20 protein-coding genes are annotated in these 18,803 nt (G+C 60.6%); 17 read left to right on the top strand and 3 right to left on the bottom strand.

The genetic code is table 11. The features are described from left to right. The 12 genes from mltG to HU722_RS22375 all read left to right on the top strand — a co-directional run bounded on the left by mltG (window position 1) and on the right by HU722_RS22375 (window position 11,544). Window positions 1–1,134 (top strand): endolytic transglycosylase MltG, encoded by a 1,134-nt coding sequence (gene mltG, locus HU722_RS22430; protein ID WP_065889843.1) that lies wholly within the window; start codon window positions 1–3, stop codon window positions 1,132–1,134. A gap of 19 nt (window positions 1,135–1,153) precedes the next feature. Then, window positions 1,154–1,786, top strand: a complete 633-nt coding sequence (gene tmk / locus HU722_RS22425; RefSeq protein ID WP_065873965.1) for a dTMP kinase — start codon at window positions 1,154–1,156, stop codon at window positions 1,784–1,786. Beyond that, window positions 1,779–2,768, top strand: coding sequence for a DNA polymerase III subunit delta' (locus HU722_RS22420; RefSeq protein ID WP_065873964.1), 990 nt, complete (start codon window positions 1,779–1,781; stop codon window positions 2,766–2,768). Before tmk ends, HU722_RS22420 begins: the two co-directional genes overlap by 8 nt. A gap of 53 nt (window positions 2,769–2,821) precedes the next feature. Next, window positions 2,822–3,631 carry a TatD family hydrolase gene (locus HU722_RS22415; protein ID WP_065881320.1) on the top strand — a complete coding sequence of 270 codons (810 nt, stop codon included), beginning with the start codon at window positions 2,822–2,824 and terminating at the stop codon, window positions 3,629–3,631. Window positions 3,632–4,068: 437 nt separating this feature from the next. Then, the gene (locus tag HU722_RS22410; RefSeq protein WP_010208394.1) at window positions 4,069–4,722 is read left to right on the top strand and encodes a TetR/AcrR family transcriptional regulator; all 654 of its coding nucleotides are present in this window, start codon (window positions 4,069–4,071) and stop codon (window positions 4,720–4,722) included. A 115-nt stretch (window positions 4,723–4,837) separates the two neighbouring features. Beyond that, window positions 4,838–5,806, top strand: coding sequence for a GTP 3',8-cyclase MoaA (locus HU722_RS22405; protein ID WP_065881319.1), 969 nt, complete (start codon window positions 4,838–4,840; stop codon window positions 5,804–5,806). Between the two features lie 204 nt (window positions 5,807–6,010). After that, the gene (locus HU722_RS22400; RefSeq protein WP_065873961.1) at window positions 6,011–6,616 is read left to right on the top strand and encodes a DUF4823 domain-containing protein; all 606 of its coding nucleotides are present in this window, start codon (window positions 6,011–6,013) and stop codon (window positions 6,614–6,616) included. 16 nt (window positions 6,617–6,632) lie between these two features. Continuing rightward, entirely contained in the window at window positions 6,633–7,193 is a 561-nt protein-coding gene (locus HU722_RS22395; protein WP_065873960.1) for a DUF1285 domain-containing protein, read from the top strand. Between the two features lie 70 nt (window positions 7,194–7,263). Further along, on the top strand, window positions 7,264–7,977 hold the full coding sequence (locus HU722_RS22390; RefSeq protein ID WP_065873959.1) for a GntR family transcriptional regulator: 714 nt from the start codon (window positions 7,264–7,266) through the stop codon (window positions 7,975–7,977). Next, window positions 7,974–8,975, top strand: coding sequence for an ADP-ribosylglycohydrolase family protein (locus HU722_RS22385; protein ID WP_065881314.1), 1,002 nt, complete (start codon window positions 7,974–7,976; stop codon window positions 8,973–8,975). The genes HU722_RS22390 and HU722_RS22385 overlap by 4 nt, the downstream gene beginning before the upstream one ends. Before the next feature lie 192 nt (window positions 8,976–9,167). After that, the gene (locus tag HU722_RS22380; RefSeq protein WP_065873957.1) at window positions 9,168–10,634 is read left to right on the top strand and encodes a purine-cytosine permease family protein; all 1,467 of its coding nucleotides are present in this window, start codon (window positions 9,168–9,170) and stop codon (window positions 10,632–10,634) included. Continuing rightward, a complete protein-coding gene (locus tag HU722_RS22375; protein WP_065881312.1) occupies window positions 10,627–11,544 on the top strand; it encodes a PfkB family carbohydrate kinase in 918 nt (305 codons plus the stop codon). Before HU722_RS22380 ends, HU722_RS22375 begins: the two co-directional genes overlap by 8 nt. A gap of 65 nt (window positions 11,545–11,609) precedes the next feature. On the opposite strand, the gene HU722_RS22370 is transcribed toward HU722_RS22375, so the two are convergent. The 3 genes from HU722_RS22370 to HU722_RS22360 form a co-directional block, all read right to left on the bottom strand. Continuing rightward, window positions 11,610–11,876: a hypothetical protein gene (locus tag HU722_RS22370; protein ID WP_065873955.1), complete on the bottom strand. Its 267-nt coding sequence runs from the start codon at window positions 11,874–11,876 to the stop codon at window positions 11,610–11,612. Window positions 11,877–11,927: 51 nt separating this feature from the next. Further along, complete coding sequence (locus HU722_RS22365) at window positions 11,928–12,260, bottom strand: hypothetical protein (protein WP_065873954.1); 333 nt, start codon at window positions 12,258–12,260, stop codon at window positions 11,928–11,930. A gap of 85 nt (window positions 12,261–12,345) precedes the next feature. Then, the gene (locus tag HU722_RS22360; RefSeq protein ID WP_065881310.1) at window positions 12,346–13,542 is read right to left on the bottom strand and encodes an MFS transporter; all 1,197 of its coding nucleotides are present in this window, start codon (window positions 13,540–13,542) and stop codon (window positions 12,346–12,348) included. Between the two features lie 188 nt (window positions 13,543–13,730). Here HU722_RS22360 and HU722_RS22355 point away from each other — a divergent pair, with 188 nt between their 5' ends. From HU722_RS22355 to araH, 5 genes are all read left to right on the top strand, one after another. Beyond that, window positions 13,731–14,210 carry a GNAT family N-acetyltransferase gene (locus HU722_RS22355; RefSeq protein WP_034099874.1) on the top strand — a complete coding sequence of 160 codons (480 nt, stop codon included), beginning with the start codon at window positions 13,731–13,733 and terminating at the stop codon, window positions 14,208–14,210. 237 nt (window positions 14,211–14,447) lie between these two features. Continuing rightward, on the top strand, window positions 14,448–15,269 hold the full coding sequence (locus tag HU722_RS22350) for an SDR family oxidoreductase (RefSeq protein ID WP_186754433.1): 822 nt from the start codon (window positions 14,448–14,450) through the stop codon (window positions 15,267–15,269). Between the two features lie 35 nt (window positions 15,270–15,304). Beyond that, the gene (locus HU722_RS22345; RefSeq protein ID WP_049711944.1) at window positions 15,305–16,285 is read left to right on the top strand and encodes a substrate-binding domain-containing protein; all 981 of its coding nucleotides are present in this window, start codon (window positions 15,305–15,307) and stop codon (window positions 16,283–16,285) included. Continuing rightward, window positions 16,282–17,781 (top strand): L-arabinose ABC transporter ATP-binding protein AraG, encoded by a 1,500-nt coding sequence (araG, locus tag HU722_RS22340; RefSeq protein ID WP_065873951.1) that lies wholly within the window; start codon window positions 16,282–16,284, stop codon window positions 17,779–17,781. The genes HU722_RS22345 and araG overlap by 4 nt, the downstream gene beginning before the upstream one ends. A 17-nt stretch (window positions 17,782–17,798) precedes the next feature. Next, on the top strand, window positions 17,799–18,764 hold the full coding sequence (araH, locus tag HU722_RS22335) for an L-arabinose ABC transporter permease AraH (RefSeq protein WP_065874020.1): 966 nt from the start codon (window positions 17,799–17,801) through the stop codon (window positions 18,762–18,764). Window positions 18,765–18,803 lie beyond the last annotated feature (39 nt).

Here is an 18,803-nt window from a genome sequence, read left to right as displayed (position 1 = left end):
TTGATACGAAAACTGGTTGTACTGCTGCTGGTCGGTCTGTTCTCGGCGGCTTTGCTGTTGGGCTATTCGGCCTGGAAGTTCGATGCTGCCTTGAAGCAGCCTTTGAACCTGACCCAGGAGCAATTGCTCGATGTACCGGCAGGGGCGACCCCGACCGGTACCTTCAATCGCCTGGAAGCCGATGGCGTGCTCGACGGCGCGTTCTGGTTGCGCCTGTACTGGCGCTTCAACCTCGACGGCCAGCCACTGCACAGCGGCGAATACCGCATGACGCCTGGCATGACGGCGCAGGGCTTGATCGGCCTCTGGCAGCGTGGCGAAGTGGTTCAATACAGCCTGACCCTGGTCGAAGGCTGGAACTTCCGCCAGGTGCGCTCGGCCTTAGCCAAGCATGAAAAGATCGTGCAGAGCCTTTCGGGCCTCACTGACAGCGAAGTCATGGATAAACTCGGCCACCCTGGCGTGTTCCCCGAGGGGCGGTTCTTCCCCGATACCTACCGCTTCGTGCGTGGCATGACCGACGTCGAATTCCTGAAAAAAGCCTACAACCGCCTGGACGATGTACTCGCTCAGGAGTGGAGCAAGCGCGCCGCCGATGCGCCATACACTGACCCTTATCAAGCGCTGATCATGGCTTCCCTGGTGGAGAAAGAGACCGGCGTACCTGAGGAGCGTGGGCAGATCGCCGGGGTATTTGTGCGTCGCTTGAAGATCGGCATGCTGTTGCAGACCGACCCGACGGTGATCTACGGCCTGGGCGAGCGCTACAACGGCAAGTTGACCCGCGCTCATCTCAAGGAAGCCAACCCTTACAACACCTACATGATTGCCGGTCTGCCGCCGACGCCTATCGCGATGGTCGGCCGCGAGGCGATCCATGCCGCGCTGAATCCGGTGCCGGGCAGCAGCCTGTATTTCGTCGCACGGGGCGATGGCAGCCATATTTTCTCCGATGACCTGGATGCGCATAATGCCGCCGTGCGCGAGTTTCAACTCAAACGCCGCGCCGATTACCGCTCCAGTCCGGCACCGGTGGTGAAGCCTGCGGAAGACGCAACGCCACCGGCGGATGTGCCAGCTGATAAACCGGCCGAGCCTGCGCCGGACACCACTGCGCCGCCAAGCCCGCAATAATTCTGACTAAGGACTGCCTGTGACTGGCTTGTTTATTACCCTGGAAGGCCCCGAGGGCGCCGGCAAAAGCACTAACCGCGATTACCTGGCCGAGTGCTTGCGCACCCAAGGCATCGAGGTGGTGTTGACCCGTGAGCCCGGCGGCACGCCGTTGGCCGAGCGCATCCGTGAGGTGCTGCTCGCTCCGGGTGAAGAGCAGATGAACCCGGACACCGAGCTGCTGCTAGTGTTCGCCGCGCGCGCCCAGCACTTGGCCGAGGTGATTCGCCCGGCTCTGGCGCGCGGTGCCGTAGTGATCTGCGACCGGTTTACCGATTCCACCTATGCCTACCAGGGTGGCGGTCGGGGTTTGTGCCTGGAGCGCATCGCCACTCTGGAAACCTTCGTCCAAGGCGACCTGCGCCCTGACCTGACCCTGGTGTTCGACCTGCCGGTGGAAGTGGGCCTGGCCCGCGCCAGTGCCCGTGGTCGCCTGGACCGTTTTGAGCTGGAAGGCCAGGCCTTCTTCGACGCGGTCCGTACCGCGTTCCTCAAACGTGCTGCGGCCGAGCCTGCGCGTTATCACCTGCTGGACGCGGCCCAACCGCTGGCCCAGGTGCAGCAAGCCATCGACGCGCTGTTGCCAACACTGCTGGAGCGCGCCCGTGCCTGAAGCCTATCCGTGGCAGGCCAGCCTGTGGCAACAATTGGCCGGCCGTGCTCACCACGCCCATGCCTACCTGTTGCATGGGCCGGTGGGTATCGGTAAGCGGGACTTGGCCGAGCGACTCATGGCCAGGCTGCTGTGCCAGCGCCCGGTCGACCTGGAAGCCTGTGGCGAGTGCAAATCCTGCCTGTTGCTCAAGGCCGGCAGCCATCCCGACAACTACGTGCTGGAGCCCGAGGAAGCCGACAAGGCGATCAAGGTCGACCAAGTCCGTGACCTCGTCAGCTTCGTAGTGCAAACCGCGCAGATGGGCGGGCGCAAGGTGGTGTTGATCGAGCCGGTGGAGGCGATGAACATCAACGCCGCCAACGCCTTGCTCAAGAGCCTGGAAGAGCCATCTGGCGATACCGTGTTGTTGCTGGTCAGCCACCAATCGAGCCGTTTGCTGCCGACCATCCGCAGCCGTTGCGTTCAGCAGGCGTGCCCGCTGCCAAGCGAGGCGCTGAGTCTTGAGTGGCTGGCGCAGGCGTTGCCGCAGTGCAGTCAGGAAGAACGGGTCGAGTTGCTGACACTGGCCGCGGGTTCGCCATTGGCCGCGGTGAAGCTGCAAGCCCAAGGTGTGCGTGAGCAACGCGCACTGGTGGTGGAGGGCGTAAAGAAACTGATCAAGCAGGAAGTGTCCGCCACCCAGTTGGCTGAAACCGCCTGGAAGGACGTTCCCCTGCTATTGCTGTTCGATTGGTTCTGCGATTGGTCGAGCCTGATCTTGCGCTACCAGCTGACCCAGGATGAAAACGGCCTGGGCCTGCCGGACATGCGCAAAGTGGTGCAGTACCTGGCGCAAAAAAGTGCTCAGGACAAAGTGCTGACGATCCAGGACTGGATCCTCGCCCAGCGTCAGAAGGTGCTCGGCAAAGCCAACCTCAACCGTGTGCTGTTGCTTGAAGCGCTGCTGGTGCAGTGGGTCGGTTTGCTTGGCCGGCGTTAATTTCCCTGGCTGACGGGTATCGTTGGTCAAACACTTTCAGTGACTTAATTCTTATGCTCGTAGATTCCCATTGCCACCTTGATCGCCTTGACCTTGCCCAGCACGGCGGCTCCCTTGACGCCGCGCTCGAAGCGGCACGCCAGCGCGGAGTAGGGCACTTCCTGTGCATCGGCGTCAGCGCTGAAAATGCTGCCGACGTCAAAGCCCTGGCTGATCGGTATGCCGATGTGGATTGTTCGGTGGGGATCCATCCGCTGGACCTCAAGCCCGGCGAAGCCCCGGCCCTCGACTGGCTGCTGGGCGAACTCAATCACCCGCGCGTTGTGGCCATCGGTGAAACCGGCCTGGATTATCACTACGAGCCCGAAGCCGCCGAGTTGCAGCAAGCCTCCTTCCGTTTGCACCTGCAGGCTGCCCAACAGACCGGTAAACCAGTGATCGTCCACACCCGTGGCGCCCGTGCCGACACCCTGGCCCTGCTGCGCGAAGCCGCGCTGCCCCAGGCTGGCGTGTTGCACTGTTTTACCGAAGACTGGGACATGGCCAAGGCGGCCCTGGACCTCGGGTTCTACATTTCCCTGTCGGGCATCGTTACCTTCCGCAATGCTGACGCCCTGCGCGACGTCGCGCGCCAAGTCCCGGCCGATCGCCTGCTGGTGGAAACCGACTCGCCTTACCTGGCGCCCATCCCACATCGCGGCAAGCCAAACCTGCCGGAGTATGTGCGCGATGTGGCGGATTACCTGGCGATGCTGCGCGGCGAATCCTACGAGCGCTTTGCCGAACAGACCACCGAGAACTTCAAGCGCCTGTTCCCGCTGGCTCACGTGGCCGGCTCACTACAGCATTGTGTAGATAACTAAATCGCAGGCAAAAAAAACCCGGGTTCTGGGGGGGTGAATCCGGGCTAAGACCATTAGGAGTAAAACAAGGGCACGCGGTCCGTTGGTACCCAGGTCGACGCGTCACTTGGGGGAGATGTCACGCCGACAGTTCAAGTATTGATCAGTATCCGATTCAGTCCAGTCGCGACTGGTCGTTTTTTAAACAGATTTGGAATACGCGCGCTTCGCTTGAGTTCTCATCAAGCAGGTGTACAGGGGCAGTTGTTGCGTATTATTTCTGACTGAAATCAATGCAAACGTTGGTGCGCTGAAAGTAAAGTGCATTACGGGTTCACATAGACATTGCCCAACGACCGTTCAGTCGGGATAATCCCTCGCACTGGGTAAATCGTATCGCCACGTATCCGTGGCCCTGCGCAACCCTCCCTATTTCGACCTCTGCAGACCTCTTTCTCATGCACAAAGAACCCCGTAAGGTCCGTGAGTTTCGCCGCCGTGAGCAGGAAATTCTCGACACCGCATTGAAGTTGTTCCTCGAACAGGGTGAAGACAGCGTCACCGTCGAGATGATTGCGGATGCCGTGGGTATCGGCAAAGGCACGATCTACAAGCACTTCAAGTCCAAGGCCGAGATTTACCTGCGCCTGATGCTCGACTACGAGCGTGATTTGAACGAGCTGTTGCACTCGGCCGATGTGGACAAGGACAAGGAAGCGCTGTCCCGCGCCTACTTCGAGTTCCGCATGCGCGATCCGCAGCGCTACCGCCTGTTCGACCGTCTGGAAGAGAAGGTGGTCAAGGGCCATCAAGTGCCGGAAATGGTCGAGGAGTTGCACAAGATCCGCGCCTCGAACTTCGAGCGCCTGACGCTGCTGATCAAGGGTCGCATCAGCGAAGGCAAGCTGGAAGACGTGCCGCCGTATTTCCACTATTGCGCCGCCTGGGCCTTGGTACACGGTGCTGTCGCGCTGTATCACTCGCCGTTCTGGAGCAATGTGCTGGAAGATCAGGAAGGTTTTTTCCAGTTCCTGATGGATATCGGCGTGCGCATGGGCAACAAGCGCAAGCACAGCGCCGAGCAGCCACCGGCTGAAACGCCCGCCACGTAATGATTTGCTGCCACGCGCAGTACCCCAGGAATATACTCAGGCATGGACTCTTGCTAAAAGCTGATTTATCAGTCAGCTTTTAGCGCGCCCGAATCATCCTCTGCCGGAGTGATCCATGATCGTTGATCGTCAAGGCAGGCGTTTTCGCAATTTGCGGATCAGCCTGACCTCAGCCTGCAATTACGCGTGTACCTACTGCGTGCCTAACGGCAAGCGGCTGGTGGCTGCCCAGGACGAACTCTCGGCCGAGGCGATGGCGCGCGGCGTGGCTTATCTTATTGAGGCGGCCGGCATCGACCGTCTGCGCATTACCGGCGGAGAGCCGCTGGTCAGCCCCAAGCTGGAAGCCTTCATGGGCGCAGTGGGGCAGATGGGCCTCAGTGACATCAGTTTGACGACCAACGGCCAACTGCTGGCGCGCAAACTGCCGTTGCTGGTGGAGGCCGGGATCAAGCGCATCAATGTCTCCCTCGACACCCTGGATGCGAACGCCTTCCGCAGCATCGCCCGTGGCGGTGACTTGGCCACCGTGCTCGATGGCATGGACCAGGCCCGCGCTGCCGGGATCAAGATCAAGGTCAACATGGTGCCGTTGCGCGGCCAGAACCTCGACCAAGTGATGCCGCTGCTCGATTACTGCCTGGAGCGCGGCTACGAGTTGCGCTTTATCGAACTGATGCGCATGGGCCACCTGGCCAAGGACTCCAACGCGTTCCTGCAGCAATTTGTCAGCTTGCAGCAACTGCTGAGCCTGATCGGCGAACGGTATGAATACCTGCAAGCCAATGCCCCCGTGGACGCCACCGCCGTACGCTACGAAGTACCGGGCAAGGGTTTCTTTGGCGTGATTGCCAACGAGAGTGTGCCGTTCTGCCGTACCTGTTCACGGCTGCGGTTGTCGTCCACCGGCTGGTTGCATGGCTGCCTGTCGTCGAGCAACCGTCACTATGTCGGCGACCTGCTGGACAAGCCGCGCCATCAAGCGCTGCCTGCGCTGCAAGGCCTGTTGATGAAGGCGTTGGGGGATAAACAGGAAGTGGCGTTCTCCGGCGGTGCCACCATCATGAAGATTATTGGCGGCTGATCAATTTCAATCCGGCATACCGCCACTGTGGGAGCTGGCTTGCCTGCGATATGGGAATGTCAGTCACCCAATCAGGCCACTGACAGACCGCCATCGCAGGCAAGCCAGCTCCCACATTTGCTATGTGTTGTCGTCAAGCTGGCGCAGAATCTGCATCTCACGCCCATTCGCCGGTTTTCCGTCACCGGCTTCTGGAGGATTAGGATGCGTAGTCTGGTTTTGTTGCTGGCGTCGTTGACGCTGAGTGGTTGCATGACCGTCAGCGATATGGCCGAAGGCACCCGCTATCAGATGAGCGATGCCGGCTTGCTCGACCACAGTGACACCCGTCGCACGGCCTCGATTCGCGTGCAGCCGGACTCCTTTATCTTTATCGCCCAGGGTGCCTTCGTGCCGCCAGGCAGTGCCTACCCGCGTCCTAACGTGGTGGCAGAGGAAGCCTTCAACGGCTTCGTCGAATACTTCCCCATGGTCCGCCGCGCCCGTCAACCGGAAGGTCTGGAGCAGGCAATGTCCGAAGCCCGTGCAGCCGGCGCTCACTACCTGTTGTACTGCCGATTTGCCGCAGCGGATGACCGTATCGGCAATGCCGACGAGTGGGCTGATCAGCAGGCCCTTGATCGTGTTGGCCTGGACAACGGTGTCATCCAGATCATGTTGATCGAGACCAGCACCCAGTATTTGATTGATACTGCGCGTATTCGCAGTCGTGGCGGTTTACTGACGTTCCACGACAATAAGCCAGAAGACTTGATTGCCCGCCCCCTGGCGCAGTACGCCCGCGGCCTGCTTGGGATGAGTGATCAATAAGCACCAGGAGAAGCCCATGACCGATTCCGCCAAGGCCAACGATCTGTTGGCCCAACTGCCCAAAGGCAAGGGACCGGCGCCGGTGCATCTGTGGAACCCGGATTTCTGCGGCAACATCGACATGCGCATCGCCCGCGACGGCACCTGGTTCTATCAGGGTACGCCGATCGGGCGTAAGCCGATGGTCAAGCTGTTCTCCAACATCATCCGCCGCGATGGCGATGATTACTTCCTGATCACTCCCGTGGAAAAAGTCGGCATCACCGTCGACGATGCGCCGTTTGTCGCCGTGACCCTGGAAGTCGAAGGGCAGGGCGAAAGCCAGGTATTGCGTTTTACCACCAACGTGGATGAGCAGGTCGAAGCCGGTCTTGAACATCCGTTGCGCGTGGTGATCGATCCGCTCACCCAGGAGCCCGCGCCCTACATTCGGGTGCGCACCAACCTTGAAGCCTTGGTGCATCGAAACGCGTTCTACCAATTGGTGGAGCTGGCGGTGAGCCGTCCGATCAACGGTCAGAACTGGCTTGGTGTCTGGAGCGCTGGGGAGTTTTTCCGTATTGGGCTGGAACCTTAGGGCCCGTTTTTTCACGTTCCTGAAATAATTCGCTTGCTGTAAATAACCGGTTTCGGTTATCAATTTGTACATGATTAGACATGTTCGATTTGATAAGAAAAAACGCGTCGTCGACGAGCTTATTCGCCGTATCGAGGGCGGAGTGATGGTCGACGGTTTTCTGTTGCCGGGTGAGCACCAATTGGCCGAGGAGTTTGCGGTCAGTCGCGGCACCCTGCGCGAAGCCCTGGCTGAACTCAAACGGCGCAATTACATCGCGACCCAGAGCGGCGTCGGTTCCATCGTCACCTTTGACGGCATGGTGCTCGACCAACATAGCGGTTGGGCCCAAGCCCTGGCCGACACCGGCGCGCGGGTGAGCACCGATATCCTGCGCCTGGAAGCGGTGACTCGCCCGGACCTGTTCAACCGTTTCGGCAGTGACCAATTCATCGCCCTCGACCGGCGCCGCCGCACTACCGACGGCACCGCCGTGTCCCTGGAGCGCTCGCTGATGCCAGCCTCCGGAGGCCTGGAGAGCCTGCCTGACGTGGGCCTGATCGATGATTCCCTGACCATCACCCTGGCAGCCTACGGGTATGTCGGGGCCGAAGGTGACCAGTGGATCGGTGCCGAGCCCCTCAGCGATGCAGACGCCGAGTTGCTTGGTCGCCCTGCAGGCACGGTGTTTCTCAAGGCGTCGCGCACGACCTACGATCGTCGCGAGCGCTTCATGGAGTACGTCGAAAGCTGGCTCGATCCTCTGCACTTTCGTCTGCACCTGCAGTTTGGACATTCGAAATGACCCCGCACACTCGCGCCCTCGGCGCCTTCTACGGCCTGGCCTTGGGCGATGCCCTGGGTATGCCCACCCAATCCTTGAGCCGCGAGCAAGTCCGGGCGCGCTTCGGTGCTATCACCGGCCTGGAAGATGCCGATGCCGACCAGCCCATCGCGCCAAACATGCCCGCCGGCTCCATCACCGATGACACCGAGCAGGCGATCCTGGTGGGCGAATTGCTGGTGGAAGGCCAGGGCACGATTGAACCCACCGTGCTCGCCCAGCGCCTGATCGACTGGGAGGCAGTCATGCGTGCCAAGGGCTCGCAGGATTTACTCGGCCCATCGACCAAGCGCGCGATCGACATGATCCTCGCCGGCCACACGCCGGAAGAATCCGGGCGCTATGGCACCACCAACGGCGCCGCGATGCGCATCACGCCGGTGGGGATCGCCGCGGATGTCAGCGACCCGGCGCACTTCATCCAGGCGGTGATCCAGGCCTGCCAGGTCACCCATAACACCACCCTGGGTATCTCCAGTGCAGCGGCGGTAGCGGCGGTGGTGTCGGCTGGCATTAACGGCGTGGATTTGGGTGAGGCACTCAATATCGGTATGCAAATCGCCCAACAAGCCGAAAACCATGGCCACTGGATTGCCGGCGGACGTATTTCCACGCGCATCAGTTGGGCGCGGACGTTGAGCGTCGACAGCGGTGACAAGGTCCTGTTCGCCGACCTGCTGTATGAGTTGATTGGCACCTCCGTGGCCTCACAGGAGTCGGTGGTGGTGTCCTTTGCTTTGGCCCAGCAAGTGGCGGTGGGCGAGATGAATGCCTTCGAGGCCCTGTGCCTGGCCGCCAGCCTTGGCGGCGACACCGACACCATCGCCGCGATTCTGGGTGCCATGTTGGGCGCATGCCTGGGCATGCAGTGCTGGCCTGAGGCAATGATCGATCAGGTCAAGCAGGTCAACGGCCTGGATTTGCAGCCGTTGGTTCAAGGGCTGCTCACATTGCGCTGAACACCGCAGAGCAAAAAATGTGGGCGCTGGCTTGCCTGCGATGACGGTGTGCCAGCCATTGATGCACTAACGGGTTGACCGCTATCGCAGGCAAGCCAGCTCCCACACTGATTGCGTTGAGTCAGGATGACCGGCTTAGAGATTGGATTCTTTGCCACAATTACAACAATACAGGCACCAGGAGCGTCCCTCATGAGCAGCACCTCTTCCGGCCAGAGCGCTGGGCAATTGGAAACACGTGGTATCGAACCGGTCCCGGAAAGCGAGTGTAACGGGCACCCGCTGCAACTGTTCTGGGTGTGGTTTGCGGCCAACATCAGCATTCTTGGCTTACCGCTTGGCGCGACGCTGGTGGCGTTTCGCGGCCTGGCGATCTGGCAGGCAATCATCGTGGCGATCCTCGGCGCTGCCGGTTCCTTTGCCGTGGTAGGCATCATCTCCATCGCCGGTCGGCGTGGCCGCGCGCCCAGCTTGACGCTGTCCCGCGCCATCTTTGGCGTGCGCGGCAATATCGGCCCAACGCTGGTGTCGCTGATGTCACGCCTGGGCTGGGAAACCGTCAACACCACCACAGCGGCCTTTGTGCTGCTGTCGTTGAGTTCGATCCTGTTCGGTTCTGCGGTGGAAGCGAAAAGCGCACCGGTACTCACCCTGATATTCATCGCGATCTTCGTGCTGCTGACCCTGGCCGTATCCGGCCTCGGACACGCCACCCTGCTGGTGATCCAGAAGTGGGCCACCTACGTGTTCGGCGCCTTGAACATTCTGGTCGGCGGCTTCCTTTGCGCCACTATCGATTGGAGCGCAGTGTTCAATGCCACGCCGGCACCGCTCAGCGCGATGATCATTGGCGTCGGCACCATGGCCGCGGGCACCGGTATCGGCTGGGCCAATGCCGGCGCCGACATGTCGCGCTACCAGCACCGCAGTGTAAAAGCTGCGCGCCTGGTGGCATCTGCCGCGTTTGGTGCGGGCATCCCGCTGGTGTTGCTGATCACCCTCGGCGGCCTGCTGTCGGTGGGCAATAACGACTTGGCGTCGGCCACTGACCCGATCATCGCGATCCGCGACATGCTGCCGACCTGGATGGCGGTCCCGTACCTGATCACGGCGTTCGGCGGGCTGCTGCTCTCCAACAACCTGTCGGTGTATTCGGCAGGCCTCACCACCTTGACCCTCGGTTTGAAGGTCAAGCGTGTGCACGCGGTGATCGTCGACATCGTGGCAATCTTCGCCGGTTCGATTTACTTCATGCTGATCGCCGACAGTTTCTATGGCCCATTTATCACGTTCATCTCGTTGCTGGCGGTGCCGATTACGGCCTGGGTCGGTATTTTCGTGGTCGACCTGATCCACCGTCACTACTACAGCCCCACGGACTTGCTGGACGTGAGCCCAAGCAGCGCCTATTGGTATCGCGGCGGTGTGGAGTGGCGCGCATTCGGCGCCTGGGCCCTCGCGATTGTGTTGGGCTTCAGCTTCACCACCATTGGCACCACCGCCGAAAACATCTGGTTCGCCGGGCCGTTGTCCGACTCGTGGCTGGGCCATAACGGCTTGGGCTGGATCGTCACCTTCCTGGTGGCCGGCGGGATTTATGCGCTACTGGGCGGCGCGGCTGACCGTCGCCCGGCTTTGGTAGAGAGCCCCAATGTCTAGATTGCTGCACACCGGCCAAGTCATCGTCGACCTGGTCATGGCCCTCGATACCTTGCCCGCATCCGGCGGCGACGTGCTGGCAAAATCGGCCAGCTTCGAAACCGGCGGGGGCTTCAATGTAATGGCCGCGGCCAAGCGCAATGGGCTGTCGGTGATCTATCTGGGGCGCCACGGCAACGGGCGCTTTGGCGACCTGGCCCGCGCAGCGATGCTGGCCGAAGGTGTGGAAATCGCCCAGGCGCCCAGCACGGATAAAGACACGGGGCTATGCGTTTCGCTGACCGAGGCCAGCACCGAGCGCACGTTCATTTCCCATATCGGCGCGGAAGGTGATTTGAGCGCCGAGGATCTGGCGGGCGTGGTGCCCCAATCGGACGATTACGTTTATGTCAGCGGTTACAGCCTGTTGCTGGAAGGCAAGGCTCAGGTGTTGGTCGACTGGCTGCTGGCGCTGCCCCGTCACATCACCGTCGTGTTCGACCCGGGCCCGCTGGTCAAGGCACCCGATTCTGCTCTGATGGTGGCCCTGCTGCCGCGTATCGATATCTGGACCAGCAATGGCCCGGAGGCGCTGGCGTTTACGGGGACGGGTACGTTGGCGGATGCACTGGGCGACTTGAGGCACCATCTGCCCGAGACCGCATTGTTGGTGGTGCGTGATGGACCGAATGGTTGCTGGGTCAGCCGACAAGGCCAGGCCGACCATGTGCCGGGCTTCAAGGTGAAGGCGCTGGACAGCAATGGCGCGGGGGATGCCCATGCGGGGGTGTTTATCGCGGGGTTGGCGAATGGTCTTACACCCGCTGAAGCGGCGCAGCGGGCGAATGCGGCAGCGGCGCTGGCGGTGACACGCTGGGGACCAGCAACCTCACCTGGCACCGCTGAGGTCAATGCCCTGCTCACTGAATAAACCCAATCAAAATTGTGGGAGTCGGGCAAGCCCGGCTCCCACAGTGTTTTGCGGTGTGCCCTACATTACTGGGCGGTCTGACTTTCCAGCTTCCGCGCCTCATCCACCCCTGACGCCGTCAGCTTGATCGGCAGATTCAACGAATACTCCCCGGCATCATCGGTGGTCACATGCCCATCCTTGATAAGCCCGCGATCCTGCAGAAATGCCAAGGCACTGGCGACCACTTTTTCTCCGCGGTAGTTATCCAGCACTTCCTTGCCCAACCCTTGAGGGTGAGCGTGCAGCAGGCGGGTGAGGACTTCTTTTTCAAGGTCTTTATCGACGTTCATGCATACCTCTTCACTGGGAAATGATCGGGTGTCTGTAGAGCGATTCGCTGTTTATGGCGCAGGTTGTTTCGGCGCGCCTGGCAGGTTCGAATCATCACCTTTATTGATCTTCGGCTCATTCACGGATGGGCCCATTTTGCCGTTGCCGACGGCGGCAGGCGCCTGGCGTTCGGCGTCGTGGCCTTTGGTGTGCGGGTCAGCGCCATTGGTATTGTCGATGACCGCGCCGCCATTGGTATCCAGGCCAGTGCCCATGGATTTCTGCGACTCGCTGGTCGCGTCAGGCGTGGTGGTGCCGGTCGACGATGTGGCGGCAAAACTGCTCAGGGACACTGCCGACAGCAGGCCGGTGAGCGCGAGGGCAGCAAACGTGGAATTCTTCATGAGGGTGTCTCCATATGATTAATGTCCTTACCCTCTATTGGTCAGTGGACGTTTCCTGATCGTGCCTTGATGGCGACGAACGGTATCAAGTGACCTGTAAGATTTTGTGTGACGAGACTCGACGCCAGGCCAATCGCGCGACGCTGATTAACCAATTGCAGGTGGCCACCCCCAGCACGCTCATCATCAGCGCCGACAAGCCGTAGTCGACGATGAGCTTGCCCGCCAACCACGGAAACCCGAAGACTCCGACAAAATATGCCAGGCTGAACAGCAGCAACGCCTGGGACGTCATGCCGGATGGCGCCTCATGGGCCACCAGCCCGTTGATCACGGAATATGTCAGTCCGTACCCGACCCCCAACAGCGCCGCTGCCAGCAAATAGCTGAGGTTTCCGCTCACGCCAAAGGCAAACAGCGCGATCGACCCGAGCATGATCCCGGATAACACGCAGGCCGCCCGGTAGGCATCACGCTTGACCACAAAGCCGGCGATCAACAGGCGACTGGTGATTGCCGCACTCAGGAAACCCGCGAAGAACAGCGAATAATCCAGCCCATGGGCGGCGGCGTAGCTGGTCTGGAACGATGAAAGCCCGCCAAATACGCAACCCCCCAGGCCGACCATCAGGATGGCGAACACCGCTTTGGAAGACAGCACTCGACGGCTGGCAGCCCAGGAGATCTTTGCCGTGGGGACGTGGGTGTGATGCTTGAGCTGTGCGCCCATGCGCCAGAACATCACGGCACCTGCCAGGCTGGCCAATCCGGCGATATAAAATGCGGTTGTCAGTGGCAGCTCCAGCGCGCTGGCGGCTCGCCCGAGCAAAGGGCCTGCGCCGATGCCGCTCAACATGCTGCCCGACAGCAGCGCAAAATACTTGGCCCGATGGTGAGGCTCTACCAGCAACGTCACGATGATCGGTCCCAGCGTGTAGAACACGCCCCAGCCCAGCCCCAGCGACAGCCCGAAGAGCATCAAGCCTTGACCAAACCCTGGCACCAGCGCAAAACCCAGGCAGGCCACCACCAGCAATACGCCCATCCCCGCAATCGCACGCGCCGCACCCAACGCATCCGCCAAATGCCCGGAAAGCACCACCGCGACGAAGGTACTGAGCATCGCCGTGGAGATCACGCTACCGGCATCGTGCTCATTGCCGCCGCGTGAATGAATCAACAGCGACAGCAAAAAGGTCGAGCCGTAGGACAGCGACAGCAGGAAACTGGCAAGGCAGAACAGCGCGAAGGTTTTCGCGCTCACCGAGGGCATCGCAGGCATGGGCACGTCTCGAATTGTTGGAGGTGTGCCGTCTGTTTACCATGCCTGCCTGCGCGGATTGTTCTGTGGTTGATGGTGCTCGCATTGCTCCACAGCGGAGTAAAGCGCCCCGGCCCCAGTGAAAATGCACTGCAATCAGTCATGAAAGCGCCTTAGTATGTGTGCTTTGAAATTGCCAAGGCTCACCCATGACCATCGAGATTCGCCCCGCTGTGCCCAGCGATGCTGCGCAGATCCTGACGTTCATCACTGAATTGGCTGAGTACGAAAAAGCCCGGCATGAAGTGATCGCCAGCGTGGTGGACATTGAGCGCAGCCTGTTCAGCGAGGGCGCCACCGCCCACGGCCTGATCTGTTCACGCGATGGCGTGCCGATTGGGTTCGCGGTGTTTTTCTTCAGCTATTCCACGTGGTTGGGCAGCAACTGCCTGTACCTGGAAGACCTCTACATCAACCCGGAGCAACGCGGCGGCGGGGCGGGCAAGAAGCTGCTGCGCCATTTGGCGAAGATTGCTTTTGATAACGGTTGCGGGCGCTTTGAGTGGAGCGTGCTGGACTGGAACGAGCCGGCGATTGCCTTCTACAAATCCATCGGCGCGCAGCCGCAGGAAGAGTGGGTGCGCTATCGCATGGAAGGCGATGCACTACGCGACTTCGCCCTCGGCTAGCACCCTTCTGTAAACACTGAAGATCAAAATGTGGGAGCGGGCTTGCTCGCGAATGCAGTGGATCAGTCGACATTTTTGGTGACTGACACATCGCATTCGCGAGCAAGCCCGCTCCCACATTATTTTTGTGTCGCTCTCACTATATGGGATGCAAATTTATATATTGAGATATTTCAAATGATAGGTTTATAGTCGGCTGCATCAGCACTCACTACCAAAAATAAAACAGGTGAAGCGATGCAGGCACAACCGTTGTCACTCCCCGCCGTGCCCGAGCCCACCTATGGCGAGCGGCTCAAAGGCAAAGTGGTGATCATCACTGGCGCCGCCCAAGGTATTGGCGAGGCCATCGTCGCGTGTTTCCAGGCTCAGCAGGCGCGCCTGGTCATCGCCGATATCCAGGGTGAGAAAGTCGAGCAAGTCGCCGCCCACTGGCGCGAACGCGGGGCTGACATCTATGCGCAAGCCGTCGACATTACGTCTAAAGATCAATGGCAGGCGCTGGTCAATCTGACCCTTGAGCGCTTCGGCCGCGTGGATGTGCTGGTCAACTGCGCCGGGGTCAATGTGTTCCGCGACCCGCTGGAAATGACCGACGAAGACTGGCGCCGCTGCTTCGCCATCGACCTCGACGGCGCCTGGTACGGCTGCCGCTCGGTGTTGCCGCACATGATCGAGCAGGGCATCGGCAACATCATCAACATTGCCTCCACCCATTCCAGCCACATCATTCCCGGCTGTTTTCCCTACCCCGTGGCCAAACACGGCCTGCTCGGCCTTACGCGGGCCCTCGGCATCGAGTACGCGCCCAAGGGCATTCGTGTGAATGCCATCGCGCCGGGCTATATCGAAACCCAGCTCAACGTCGACTACTGGAACGGCTTCGTCGACCCCCACGCCGAGCGCCAGCGCGCCTTCGACCTGCACCCGCCCAAGCGCATCGGCCAGCCGATCGAGGTGGCGATGACTGCATTGTTCCTGGCGACCGACGAGGCGCCCTTTATCAATGCCACCTGCCTGATGATCGATGGCGGGCGGTCTGTGATGTACCACGACTAAAACCTGCAGCGCTCAATAACAACAAGAGGTAGCTCATGTTCAAGAAGACTCTAGGCGCAGTAGCGCTTGCGATGGCGTTCAGCGGCGTGGCACTTGCCGAGGAAGTGAAGATCGGCTTTCTGGTCAAGCAGGCTGAAGAACCCTGGTTCCAGACCGAATGGGCCTTCGCCGAAAAAGCCGGTAAGGAACACGGTTTTACCGTGATCAAGATCGCCGTACCGGATGGCGAGAAAACCCTCTCGGCCATCGACAGCCTGGCCGCCAATGGCGCCAAGGGCTTTGTGATCTGCCCGCCGGACGTCTCCCTGGGCCCGGCCATCGTCGCCAAGGCCAAGGTCAACGGCTTGAAGGTGATGGCGGTGGATGATCGCTTTGTCGACGCCAAGGGCAACTTCATGGAAGACGTGCCGTACCTGGGCATGGCCGCCTTTGAAGTCGGCCAGAAGCAGGGCGCCGCCATGGCCGCCGAAGCGAAGAAACGCGGCTGGGACTGGAAAGAAACCTACGCTGTGATCAACACCTATAACGAACTCGACACCGGCAAAAAACGCACCGACGGTTCGATCAAATCCCTTGAAGAGGCGGGTATTCCCAAAGACCACATCCTGACCGCTGCTCTCAAGACCCTTGATGTTCCCGGCAGCATGGACGCCACCAACTCAGCCCTGGTCAAGCTGCCCAGCGGCGCGAAAAACCTGATCATCGGCGGCATGAACGACAACACCGTACTGGGCGGCGTGCGCGCCACCGAAAGCGCTGGCTTCAAGGCGGCCAACGTGATCGGCATCGGCATCAATGGCACTGACGCCATCGGCGAATTGAAGAAAGCCGACAGCGGCTTCTTTGGCTCGATGCTGCCCAGCCCGCACATTGAGGGCTACAACACCGCGCTGGCGATGTACGAGTGGGTCACCACCGGCAAGGAACCGGCGAAATACACCGCCATGGACGAAGTAACCTTGATCACCCGCGCCAACTTCCAGGAAGAACTGACCAAAATCGGGCTGTGGAAATGACCGGCGCGGCCTTGCGCTTCAACGGCATCGGCAAGGAGTTTCCTGGGGTCAAGGCCCTGGCGCAGATCAGCTTTGAAGCGCGGCCGCGCGAGGTGCACGCGCTGATGGGCGAGAACGGCGCGGGCAAGTCGACGCTGCTGAAAATTCTCGGTGGTGCCTACATCCCCAACAGCGGCACGCTGCAAATCGGCGAGCAGACCATGGCCTTCAAGTGCGCGGCCGACAGCATCGCCAGCGGCGTGGCGGTGATCCACCAGGAGCTGCATCTGGTGCCGGAAATGACCGTGGCCGAGAACCTGTTCCTTGGGCATTTGCCGACGCGCTTTGGTGTGGTCAACCGCCGCCAGTTGCGCCAGCAGGCGTTGGCTTGCCTCAAGGGGCTGGCGGATGAAATCGACCCGGATGAAAAGCTCGGCCGCCTGTCCCTGGGGCAGCGCCAACTGGTAGAAATCGCCAAGGCGTTGTCCCGTGGTGCGCATGTGATCGCGTTTGATGAACCCACCAGCAGCCTGTCGGCGCGGGAGATCGACCGCTTGATGGCGATCATCACGCGGCTGCGCGATGAGGGCAAAGTGGTGCTCTACGTGTCGCACCGCATGGAAGAAGTATTCCGCATCTGCAACGCGGTCACGGTGTTCAAGGACGGCCGCTACGTGCGCACCTTTGATGACATGAGCGCGCTGACCCACGACCAGTTGGTGACCTGCATGGTCGGTCGCGATATCCAGGATATCTACGACTACCGTGCGCGTGAACGCGGCGAAGTGGCACTCAAGGTTCAGGGGCTGCTCGGTCCAGGGCTGCGTGAGCCGGTCAGTTTCCAAGTCCACAAGGGCGAGATTCTCGGCCTGTTCGGGCTGGTGGGGGCAGGGCGTACCGAGCTGTTTCGGCTTTTAAGCGGATTAACGCGTACGACCGCAGGGCACCTGGAATTGTGCGGCGAAAAACTGCAACTGCGCTCACCGCGCGATGCCATCGCCGCCGGCGTGCTGCTGTGCCCGGAAGACCGCAAGAAGGAAGGCATCATTCCGCTGTCCAGCGTCGCCGAGAACATCAATATCAGCGCACGCGGTGCCCATTCCGCCTTTGGCTGGCTGCTGCGCGACGGCTGGGAAACGCGCAACGCCGACCAGCAAATCAAGGCCATGAAGGTCAAAACGCCTAACGCCGAACAGAAAATCATGTACCTGTCCGGTGGCAATCAGCAGAAGGCCATTCTCGGCCGCTGGCTGTCGATGCCGATGAAAGTGCTGCTGCTGGATGAGCCGACCCGGGGCATCGATATCGGCGCCAAATCGGAGATCTACCAGATCATCCATAACTTGGCAGCCAGTGGCATCGCGGTGATTGTGGTGTCCAGCGACCTGATGGAAGTCATGGGGATTTCCGACCGCATTCTGGTGATGAGTGAAGGCGCCCTGACCGGCGAAGTGGCCCGCGATCAGGCGGATGAAGCACGGCTGTTGCAACTGGCTCTCCCGCGTTCGCGGGCTTGAAGATTTCGAGGTGAATGATGTCTGAGATAAAAACTGCAAAGGGCTTCTGGCCGGGTTTCAACCAGCGTAAGTTCCTGGACGATTGGGTGATGCTGTTGGCAGCACTCGGCATCTTTGTGCTCAGCGCGCTGTTTATCGACAACTTCCTTTCTCCGCTGAACATGCGCGGGCTGGGCCTGGCGATTTCTACGGTGGGCATTGCGGCGTGCACCATGCTGTTCTGCCTGGCGTCGGGCCACTTCGACTTGTCGGTGGGCTCGGTGATCGCCTGTGCCGGCGTGGTCGCGGGCATTGTGATTCGTGACACCGACAGCGTGGTCCTTGGCGTATCGGCGGCCTTGGCCATGGGCCTGGTGGTAGGGCTGATCAACGGCATCGTCATCGCCAAGCTGCGCATCAACGCGTTGATCGCGACGTTGGCGACCATGCAGATCGTGCGCGGCCTGGCGTACATCTTCTCCAACGGCAAGGCGGTCGGCGTGATGAACGAAGACTTCTTCGTCTTCGGCAACGGCCAACTGCTGGGTGTGCCAGTGCCGATCATCATCACCGTGCTGTGCTTTATGTTCTTCGGCTGGCTGCTCAACTACACCACCTACGGGCGCAACACCATGGCTATCGGCGGTAACCAGGAAGCCGCGTTGCTGGCGGGGGTAAACGTTGACCGGACCAAGATCATCATCTTTGCCGTGCATGGTTTGATTGGCGCCTTGGCCGGGGTGATTCTCGCGTCGCGCATGACCTCGGGTCAGCCGATGATTGGCCAGGGTTTTGAGCTGACAGTGATTTCTGCCTGTGTGCTGGGCGGGGTGTCGTTGAGCGGCGGCATCGGCATGATCCGCCATGTGATTGCCGGGGTGTTGATTCTGGCGATCATTGAGAATGCGATGAACCTGAAGAACATCGACACGTTTTACCAGTATGTGATCCGGGGCTCGATCCTGTTGCTGGCCGTCATCATCGACCGCATGAAGCAACGCTGACGTCCTGCCATGTGAAGATCAAAATGTGGGATCTCCTCT

The sequence above is a fragment of the Pseudomonas tritici genome, assembly GCF_014268275.3.
Classification (GTDB): domain Bacteria; phylum Pseudomonadota; class Gammaproteobacteria; order Pseudomonadales; family Pseudomonadaceae; genus Aquipseudomonas; species Aquipseudomonas tritici.
The sequence above is the reverse complement of the archived record's forward strand: the minus strand, read 5'-3'. Positions and strand labels throughout refer to the sequence as shown.